This is a genomic window from Facilibium subflavum (assembly GCF_003574485.1).
Taxonomy (GTDB): domain Bacteria; phylum Pseudomonadota; class Gammaproteobacteria; order Francisellales; family Francisellaceae; genus Facilibium; species Facilibium subflavum.
This window is the reverse complement of sequence record NZ_QLIT01000194.1, coordinates 1-3,150: the sequence shown is the minus strand read 5'-3', so window position 1 is coordinate 3,150 and position 3,150 is coordinate 1. Positions and strand designations below refer to the sequence as shown.

Below are 3,150 nucleotides of genomic sequence, written 5' to 3'. Positions count from 1 at the left end.
ACATCTGCAAATCCAATTTTGAATAAATAATAAAAACATAACACAACAATCAAGCAAACACAATGAAAATACACTTCCATTCATGGATGCAAACCCCAAGTGGTGTGAGTTATATTGATGGCAGATTTATCATTCACAGTTGGTATGAAGTCATTTTTAATCCATCAGTTATCCCACGCTATATTCATATGCTGATGGCAGCATATCTTAGTACCGCTTTTGTTATCCTTGGTGTTGGCGCATATTATATGATTAAGGGAATTAATAAGCAGTTCTCACAGATATGTATTAAATTTTCGCTGATTAGTATTCTGCTTTTAAGTATAGGACAAGTGTTTGTTGGTGATGATGTGGGTCTTGAAGTACACAAACATCAACCATTTAAGACAGCAGCAATTGAAGGTGTGTGGGAAACACAAAAAGGTGCACCTTTAGTACTGTTTGCCTATCCTGATGAGAATCAAGAAAAAAACTTGTTTGCCATTGAAATACCTAAACTGGCTTCTTTGATTAATACCCATAAGCTTGATGGTCAGTTGATTGGCTTGAAAACCGTTAAAAAAGAAGACAGACCATTGGTTGCTCCTGTATTTTATAGCTTTCGGATAATGGTTGGGGTTGGTTTATTAATGGTGTTAATAGGCATCATTGGTTCTATCTTAGTAGCCAAAGGTAGCATTTTAAAAGCAACGCGATTTTTAAAAGTATGCGTCCTATGCTCACCGATTGGCTTCATTGCAATCATAGCAGGTTGGTTTACTGCAGAATTTGGTCGTCAGCCATGGGTAGTATACGGTATGTTAAGAACTGAGTATGCGGTTAGTGACCTAAGCTTTATTCAAGTCGCTATATCATTGTCACTAATTATTATTGTTTACTTCGTTATATTTGGTTTCTTTTATTTTCGCTATTTCAGTCGGATTATTAAGCAAGGTCCATCAGAACCTGGAACAGAAAGAATGCCATATGCCTACTTTCAATCCGTTGAAGAAAACATATCCAAAAAAGGAGATTAATCATGGACTACCTTGGTTTAAGCTGGCTTTTGATTATTGGTTTCGGCCTTTTAATGTACGTCATACTTGATGGGTTTACACTAGGGATTGGTGTATTGCTACCGATATTTAATAGCGATGAAAAAGATATCGCTATTAGTATATTGCTACCAACATGGGATGGCAATCAAACTTGGCTGGTATTTTCACTTGCCGCATTTTATGGCATGTTTCCTATCGCATTTGCTTTTTTGTTTCCCAAAATATATCTTCCCGCAATTTTATTGGCACTGATGCTTTTGTTTAGAGGTATATGCTTTGAATTTCGCTTAAAATCAAAAAAAGGCATTAAAAATTGGGATCGCTTATTTTTTGTGTCATCATTGATTATTGCCTTTATCCACGGCTATCTAGTAGGACAACTTGTCGTTGGTTATTCAGAAGCTCACTATTTAGATGGTGTTGCATTCAAATTAACAACAGGCATTACCTTAACCATTGGTTACATGCTACTAGGCGCTTGTCGATTAATTCTAAAGACAGAAAATAATTTACTCACTAAAGCGCAAAAATCTGCCACTATACTGGCGTTGTTATTAATATTAATGATGCTTATCGTTGGTATAGAAACAATAGTTCATCACAAAATAAACCTACTATCTGGCAAGATAATTCTTTTGGCATTAATGCTTTCTTTAACTTTAGTTACATTCATTATATTATTTTTTAGCATTAGAACAGCTAAACATTATTTACCCTACTTACTCAGCGTTATTATATTTGCACTGACTTATGTCAGTATGCTCATATACATCTTTCCTTATATCGTGCCTTATGAGTTAACTTACACACAAGCAAAAGCATCAGATACTACTTTATCATTTACTCTAATACCAGCGGCTTTCATGATTCCTTTACTCTTGATTTATACCAGCTATGCTTATTACATCTTTAGAGGAAAAATGAGTGAAAAACTTAAGTATTAAATTGACGTAATTATACAAAGGAGTGCACTGTGAATAAATTACAAATAAAGTCACTTATTAAAAAAGAGAAGGTTGAAGTTAACATACTTCCTAGAAGGTCACACTATTTGGTTATGTTTAAATGTGAATCTGGTAAAAAGCATCTATATACTGCTTTTTTCACTAAGAAGCCTGTGCTATTTACAAACCTTGATCAAGTAAATACTTTTCTGAAAAAGCTTAATATTAACTGCTATCAGCTGGCTCAAAATTGCCCACATACTGAAATGATGGCCAGTAGTGATCATATGGGCTTAAATGCAACAAGAAGTACTAAAGAGTATATACAAGTTAGAATATAAACCATTCAATTCATATTCTAGCTATGAAAATCATTGAGAAGGTATTGAAAAATGCATGAATTTAAAAATATTGTTATCTTTGGTGCAACAGGCGCAATTGGATCATCATTAATCGATTTTCTCAAAGTATACTACCATCAAGCAACTATTCATGCTGTATCCCGTAACTTCAAAAATAAATTAACCGGCATTATTTATCATCAAATCAATTATTGTGATGAACCAATGATTCAGGCATTAGCTGTCGATATTTCAAAAATTATGCCTATTGATCTTGTTATTATAGCTACAGGTATGTTACATGATAATCAAATCATGCCTGAGAAATCAATCAAAGAAATATCAGCGGATAAACTCCTTAAGCTATATCAGGTTAATACGGTTTTACCTTCGCTTATTTTTAAACACTTTACACCCAAATTAAATTCTACCCAAACATCCGTTATTGCAGCTTTATCTGCACGTATTGGCAGTATCTCAGATAATAGGTTGGGGGGATGGTATAGCTATCGCGCCTCTAAAGCCGCGTTAAATATGGTTATCAAAAATGTGGCAATTGAAACGTTAAGATATAACAAAAAAGCTATCGTCGTTGGAATGCACCCAGGTACTGTTGACAGCGCTTTGTCTTATCCTTTTCAAAGAAGTGTTGATAATAATAAAATCTTCACACCTGGGCAATCTGCGCAATATCTATTAAATCAAATCAATAAGCTGACTATTGCAAACACAGGCAAAATATTTGCTTGGGATGGTCAAGAGATAGCGCCTTGATAATTACACATAGGTAAACCCCCAGCTATGCGAAATATACTCGAATTTGGTGTA

Annotated in this window: 3 protein-coding genes and 1 pseudogene; all 4 read left to right on the top strand. The window is 34.3% G+C overall.

The window, feature by feature from the left end; translation table 11 throughout:
* Nucleotides 1-77: 77 nt before the first annotated feature.
* A pseudogene (locus tag DNK84_RS10865) lies at nucleotides 78-1,016 on the top strand (cytochrome ubiquinol oxidase subunit I); the annotation flags it as partial.
* Nucleotides 1,017-1,018: 2 nt separating this feature from the next.
* A complete protein-coding gene (locus DNK84_RS10860; protein WP_119344531.1) occupies nucleotides 1,019-1,981 on the top strand; it encodes a cytochrome d ubiquinol oxidase subunit II in 963 nt (320 codons plus the stop codon).
* 29 nt (nucleotides 1,982-2,010) lie between these two features.
* Nucleotides 2,011-2,322, top strand: coding sequence for a hypothetical protein (locus DNK84_RS10855; protein ID WP_119344530.1), 312 nt, complete (start codon nucleotides 2,011-2,013; stop codon nucleotides 2,320-2,322).
* 51 nt (nucleotides 2,323-2,373) lie between these two features.
* Complete coding sequence (locus DNK84_RS10850) at nucleotides 2,374-3,096, top strand: SDR family NAD(P)-dependent oxidoreductase (RefSeq protein WP_119344529.1); 723 nt, start codon at nucleotides 2,374-2,376, stop codon at nucleotides 3,094-3,096.
* The last annotated feature ends 54 nt before the right edge of the window (nucleotides 3,097-3,150 follow it).